Here is a 5641-nt window from a genome sequence, read left to right as displayed (position 1 = left end):
CCCTGCTCTGCTCCCACCACCACCACCTCATCCACAAAGAACACTGGCGCATCACCATCCAAAACGGCGTCCCCTGGTTCATCCCCCCACCCCACATCGACCCCCACCAAACACCCCGACGCAACCACCACCACACACCACCCAAAACAAGACACCGGGCGAAGCAGACACGTCTCAGCTAGGCAGAAACCCTGACCGGCGCACCCGTCTCCAGGGACTCCTGTGCTGCATCCGCCACCTTGGAAGCAGCCCCAGCGTCCTCCGGCGTGCAGGGATTCTTCCGCTGCCCGCGCACCAGTTCAACAAACGCAGCCATCTCCGAGCGATAAGCCTGGTCAAACCGCTCCGCAAAAAGTCAGATGAGGGGCGCCCGTGGGAAACGCGACGCCAAGCACCCCTGACGCGGCTCAACCAGGGTGGCCGTGCAAGGTCACAGCGATGGTGGTCGCGTTCAGGGCGGAGGATGACGGCGGGCTACCTCCCCGGGCTAGCTCCAGGACCCGGGCCTCACACCTCAGGCCACGGGACCAAGTCCAGCCGGAATCAATGCGAGGTGGGCCAGCCCGTGTACGACTCCGCCAGGTACGCCTTGGCATGCTCGGACGTAACCACCGAGTGCAGCTCACCGAGTTGGCGGGCGCGGTCGAAATCGTCGGCTCCCGGGACGGTGTGCAGCATGGACGTCATCCAATAGGAGAAGTGCTGCGCCTTCCAAACTCGGTCCAGGGCGCGATCACTGTAGGAGTCCAGGAGGGCCGTGGAGCCGTTGGCGTAGAAGGAGTCGAGCCCTTCGAAGAGCACTTTGACATCATGGATGGCCAGGTTCAGGCCTTTGGCCCCCGTCGGCGGGACCGTGTGGGCGGCGTCGCCTGCGAGGAAGAGGTTGCCGTGGCGCATGGGCGTGTGCACGAAGCTGCGGAACGGCAGGACCATCTTCTCCAGGACCGGGCCTTCCTTGAGCTCGAACCCGTTGCCATTGACGCGCTTGCGGAACTCGGTCCAGATTCGTTCGTCGTCCCAGTCGGCCACGTTTTCCTTGGGATCACATTGGAAGTACATGCGCTGCACCGTCTCGGTGCGCTGGCTGATCAAGGCGAAGCCGTCTTTGGAATTGGCGTAGATCAGCTCGTCGGCGCTGCGGGGTGCTTCTGCCAGGATGCCGAACCACGCAAACGGGTACTCGTGGAAATACCACTTGCGATCAGCTTCGGGGATCTGGAAGCGGCAGTGGCTGCGGGACCCGTCGGCACCGACGAGGAAGTCAGCCTGGATCTCGAACTCCTGCCCTTCCGAGTCAGTGAACCAGACCTTCGGTTTGCCTTCGAGGTCATGCACGGTGGTATCCGAGACGCTATACCTGACGTCGCCGCCGTCAGCCTCCCGACGGGCGGCGAGATCCATGAAAACGTCTGTCTGCGGGTACAGCCAAACGGACTCGCCAACGAGTTCCTTGAAATTGATGCGGTGGCTTTCACCGTTGAAGCGCAGCTCGATGCCGTCGTGCCGGTCGCCCTCGCGGAGCACTCTGTCCGAAACTCCTGAGTCGACCAGCAGGTTCACCGTGCCGTGCTCCAGGATTCCGGCGCGAACTGTTTCCTGGATGTCCTTGCGGCTGCGGATTTCAACCACCACGGAGTCGATTCCCTGCCTGGCCAGCAGATGGGAAAGCATGAGCCCGGCAGGGCCTCCGCCCATGATGGCTACCTGGGTGCTGATGGGTGTGCGTGTCATGATTCCTCGCTTCGTTGCGGATCCCCGCGCTTCGAATGGCTGGGATGAGCTTGGAATCAGTGTGGCCCGAACGGAGTGACTGGCGTTACACCACTTCCATTGAACGGAAGTTGTGATTGTTATCGCCCAGCTGGCGTCCGATGCCACGCGCCGCGGTCTGCAACGCCGGCACCAGCGCTTGGAGCCGCATCTCGGCCAAAGGAACCACCACCCCGAGGGCCGCCACCGTCCGGCGCTTACTGTCCAGTATGGGCACAGCGATTCCCCAGGTATCCGGATCAACAACGCCCGCCAGCTGGGCATAGCCTTGCTGCGCGGCTTCGGCCAGGAGATGACGCACGACGTCGGCGGTAACCTTTCCCGCCGGGTCCCGGAAGTGCTTGAGGTACTCCGCCTGCAGCTCCCGTGGTTGGTTGGCCATGAGGGCCAGGCCGGCAGACGAAATATGGACGGGCATCCGCCCGGCGACCCGCGCCCTGTTGGCCACGGACCCGCGCCGGGAAAGGCGCTCCACGAACAGCGCTTCCCAGCCTTCGAGGATTGCCAGGTTGACGTTCTGGTTGAGGACTTGCTGAATGTCCTCCATGAACGGCATGGCAGCCTGACGCAGGGCCAGCGTGGGCGAATTGCGGTTGACCAGTTCCCATAAGCGCAGCCCGAGGCGCACGGTCCCGCCCGCGCCAAGATCCAGCAGCCCCTGCTGGGAAAGCTGGCGGACCAGGCGGTGGGCGGAGGACAACGGAAGGCCCGCTCGTTCGGCGAGTTCGGTCAGCTGCAGCGATGTCACGCCCTCGGGAAACGCCGCGATCAGCCGCACGACGCGTTCGACCACGGAGTCGCCGGATGATGAGTTGGCCACCGTTCACCACCTTTCTGAAAGCGCGTAAGGGACGACGCACGAAACTGCGCGATGGCACTAAGCTGACGCCACCCAGCGGAATTATCGATTCCATTCAATGGTAGGACGTGTGCCGCGTTACAAAGAGTGGTGATACAACTCTCGTAACTAACCGGACGTTCAGGCGACCGGAACCCTAGCAACGAGGACGCTATGCCAACGATGTCATCTGCCCGCCGCTCCCAATGGCCCGTGTGGCTTTGCTGGCTGGCCATGGTCCTGGACGGTTTCGACCTTGTGGTCCTCGGGACCGTTATCCCAACACTAATCAAGACCGGGGAACTAGGTTTTGACGCCGTGGGAGCCACGTTCGCAGCCACCATCTCCCTGGTCGGCGTTGGCTTGGGAGCGCTCTTCATTGCACCGCTCTCGGACAAGTTCGGTCGCCGCAGGCTGCTGATCGCCTGCGTGGCGGGCTTCTCGGTTTTCACCATCGCCGTGGCGTTCGCCCCCAATGTGGCGGTTTTCTCGGCGATGCGTCTCCTTGCAGGCCTCGGCCTTGGTGCGTGCCTGCCTGCAGCCCTGGCGTACATGAACGACTACGCCCCTTCCGGTACGGCAGGAAAATCCACCACCAGGACCATGACCGGATACCACGTGGGCGCCGTGGCCACCGCGCTGCTGGCCATCATCATCGTTCCGAACTGGCGTCTCATGTTCATCATTGGTGGAGTCGCCGGGCTGGTGCTCCTGCCCTTCCTGTGGGCGAAGCTTCCCGAGTCGCTGCCTGAAGCAGCCCCGGCCCAAGCGGGCGGGGCGCCCAAGCCCGCAGCCGGCGTCGCGCGTTCCGCAAATCCCGCAGCCAAGAACGGTTTCCGGGACCTGCTCCAAAAGCCGTATCCGGTAGTCGCCCTGGGAATTGGCGTGGCGTCATTCATGGGATTGCTGCTGGTTTACGGCCTCAACACCTGGCTGCCCCAGCTCATGGCTGCCGCCGGATATCCGGTCAGCACGGGCCTGACACTGCTGCTCGTCCTGAACCTCGGGGCTGTCGCCGGGCTGTTCCTGGCCGGGGTCCTGGCCGACAAGCACGGGACCAAGAAAATCGTGCTGCTCTGGTTTGGGCTGTCAGCTGTCTTCCTGGCCATCCTGAGCGTCAAAATCCAGAACGAATTCCTGCTCAACGCCGCCGTGTTCGTTACGGGCATCTTCGTGTTCAGTTCACAGGTGCTGGTCTACGCCTGGGTGAGCCAGTTGTTCCCGCCACGGCTCCGCGGAACGGCCCTCGGCTTCGCTGCCGGAGTGGGCCGGCTTGGTGCCATTGTCGGCCCAGCCGTGACAGGAACCCTGGTTGCGGCCAACATCGCGTACCCGGCGGGCTTCTACGTGTTTGCCGCCGCCGGCGTGCTGGCTGTCGTGGCGCTGGTCCTGGTCCCGCATGAGGTCAAAAACAGCGAGGAAACCGTCACGGCCGACCACTAAGCGATCCTTGGATTCCAAGGACTCCGGTGGAGGGACTCCGTGGTACCCAGCAACTGGGGCACGGCGTCGAAACAGCGGTCGCTGGACTTCCTCAGCTCCGGGAGCGCCGCTACCGCCGAGTCGAAATGATCCTCACGAATCATCATCTCGATGGCCCGGCACTGGCTTTCAGTTTCCACCGCGCCCACCATGGCCGAGGAGATCTTGAGGCTAAGGACCGCGTCCATGCTGGCGTCGAGGTCGTGCCCGCACAGTCCGTTGGAAAGCCTGAGGATCCTTTCGGGCAGCATGGTGAGGTACGTGGAGAGGAAACGCAGCGCCAGCCGGGAGTCGCCCAACTCCTCGGCCAGCGCTTGCAGCTTGCAAGGTTCCAGCGGACTCGGCCCCGGGTGGGGTGCCGCCCGGTCACTCACCGCTTGCTGCCTGGGGCTGTGCGACGCCTTCCGGCGCCGACTTGCTGGGGTCTTTCGTCCAGATGGAGGCCAGCATCCCGATGACCAGGATGGCTGGTGCGCCGTACATCAGGGTGTTAAGGACCATCGGTTCCCGGATGGCCCTGATCGCGTTGCCGACATAGGGGATGGTGGCGACCTGCTTGTCCACGGTCTTGCCCTGAAGAGTGGCGATCCAGGGATCGATGCCGTTGTTGGCGTCGCCCTTCGTCTGGACAGCTACCCCGCCGTCCGCCGTGGTGGTGATTTCGGTGATGCGGTGGGTTTCCACCCGCTGGTCTTCCACCGGAATGTGGTAGGTGATGATGTCGCCCACTTTGACGTCCTCGATGGGCGTCGGCACGGTCACCACCACGTCACCGGGGTTGATCAGGGGAGCCATGGAACCGGTCAGCATGGTGGAGGTCTGGTAGCCAAAAACGCGTGGCCCGATCGCGAGGAACAGGAACACCAGCGCGCCAAGGACCAGCAAGGCCACGGCAATCACCTTAGCCACGGTGCCGGTAACGCGGCGGATGGCACTTTTGGGGGCAGGGGCTTCAGCCCGGGTTTCGACGACAGTTTCGACGGCAGCAGATTCGACGGCTGCAGTTTCGACGACGGCGACGGCGGCCGGCTGTGAGGCAGCGGCCCTGGAAGCCGGGATGTTCGCAGCGGAACGCCGGCCATGGAGTGCTGGTCCGTTGAGGGTCTCGATGGTGCTCATGTCCTGGCGTTCCTTTCATTCAGTGGGCAAATCATTCAGTGCGGTAAATCGTTCAGTTGGTGCTGCACCGGCGGACCTGATCGGGCAGGGGGGCGCCCGACCAGGCCCGGCGGGGTTTGGGGTGGTTTATTTGGTGGTTTCGGTGCGTTGGGTGCCGGTGAAGGCGAAGGCGATGGTGGAGGTGGCACCTTGGAAGGTGTTGTCCGCGGTGGTGGGGAACGCGGTGGTGACTTTGAGGTTGTCGGTTTTGGCTGAGGTCAGGGAGGTGAGGTTGTTCAGGACCTTGTTCGCTGCGATGACGGGGCCGTTGGCCAGGACGGTGGTTTTGGTGCCGGCGCAGGTGTAGGGGGCGGCGGTGCCGGTCCAGGGGGTGGAGCAGTTTTCGATGGTCAGTTGCAGGCCGTTGGTGGTGTCGGTGGTGAGGAGGGAGGC

Annotated in this window: 5 protein-coding genes and 3 pseudogenes; 2 read left to right on the top strand and 6 right to left on the bottom strand. The window is 63.6% G+C overall.

The features are described from left to right. A pseudogene (locus AB4Y81_RS21460) lies at window positions 1-182 on the top strand (hypothetical protein); the annotation flags it as partial. On the opposite strand, the pseudogene AB4Y81_RS21455 reads toward AB4Y81_RS21460, so the two are convergent. The 3 genes and pseudogenes from AB4Y81_RS21455 to AB4Y81_RS21445 form a co-directional block, all read right to left on the bottom strand. Beyond that, window positions 179-389: pseudogene (locus AB4Y81_RS21455) on the bottom strand (Gfo/Idh/MocA family oxidoreductase); the annotation flags it as partial. The pseudogenes AB4Y81_RS21460 and AB4Y81_RS21455 overlap by 4 nt on opposite strands. A gap of 154 nt (window positions 390-543) precedes the next feature. Further along, window positions 544-1731 (bottom strand): 4-hydroxybenzoate 3-monooxygenase, encoded by a 1188-nt coding sequence (locus AB4Y81_RS21450; protein ID WP_064723928.1) that lies wholly within the window; start codon window positions 1729-1731, stop codon window positions 544-546. A gap of 85 nt (window positions 1732-1816) precedes the next feature. Then, window positions 1817-2590: an IclR family transcriptional regulator gene (locus tag AB4Y81_RS21445; RefSeq protein WP_018780355.1), complete on the bottom strand. Its 774-nt coding sequence runs from the start codon at window positions 2588-2590 to the stop codon at window positions 1817-1819. Between the two features lie 192 nt (window positions 2591-2782). Here AB4Y81_RS21445 and AB4Y81_RS21440 point away from each other — a divergent pair, with 192 nt between their 5' ends. Then, complete coding sequence (locus AB4Y81_RS21440; RefSeq protein ID WP_055975570.1) at window positions 2783-4051, top strand: MFS transporter; 1269 nt, start codon at window positions 2783-2785, stop codon at window positions 4049-4051. Here the strand turns inward: AB4Y81_RS21440 and AB4Y81_RS21435 are convergent. From AB4Y81_RS21435 to AB4Y81_RS21425, 3 genes and pseudogenes are all read right to left on the bottom strand, one after another. Next, on the bottom strand, window positions 4048-4464 hold the full coding sequence (locus AB4Y81_RS21435; RefSeq protein ID WP_018780357.1) for an Hpt domain-containing protein: 417 nt from the start codon (window positions 4462-4464) through the stop codon (window positions 4048-4050). The genes AB4Y81_RS21440 and AB4Y81_RS21435 overlap by 4 nt on opposite strands. After that, window positions 4457-5209 carry a signal peptidase I gene (locus AB4Y81_RS21430; RefSeq protein WP_189076548.1) on the bottom strand — a complete coding sequence of 251 codons (753 nt, stop codon included), beginning with the start codon at window positions 5207-5209 and terminating at the stop codon, window positions 4457-4459. The genes AB4Y81_RS21435 and AB4Y81_RS21430 overlap by 8 nt, the downstream gene beginning before the upstream one ends. Window positions 5210-5335: 126 nt before the next feature. Continuing rightward, window positions 5336-5641: pseudogene (locus tag AB4Y81_RS21425) on the bottom strand (TasA family protein); the annotation flags it as partial.

Source organism: Paenarthrobacter sp. TAF1 (assembly GCF_052113825.1).
In the GTDB taxonomy this organism is placed as follows: domain Bacteria; phylum Actinomycetota; class Actinomycetes; order Actinomycetales; family Micrococcaceae; genus Arthrobacter; species Arthrobacter nicotinovorans.
Note: the sequence above shows the minus strand (reverse complement) of the source record. Positions and strands in the feature narration are given on the sequence as shown.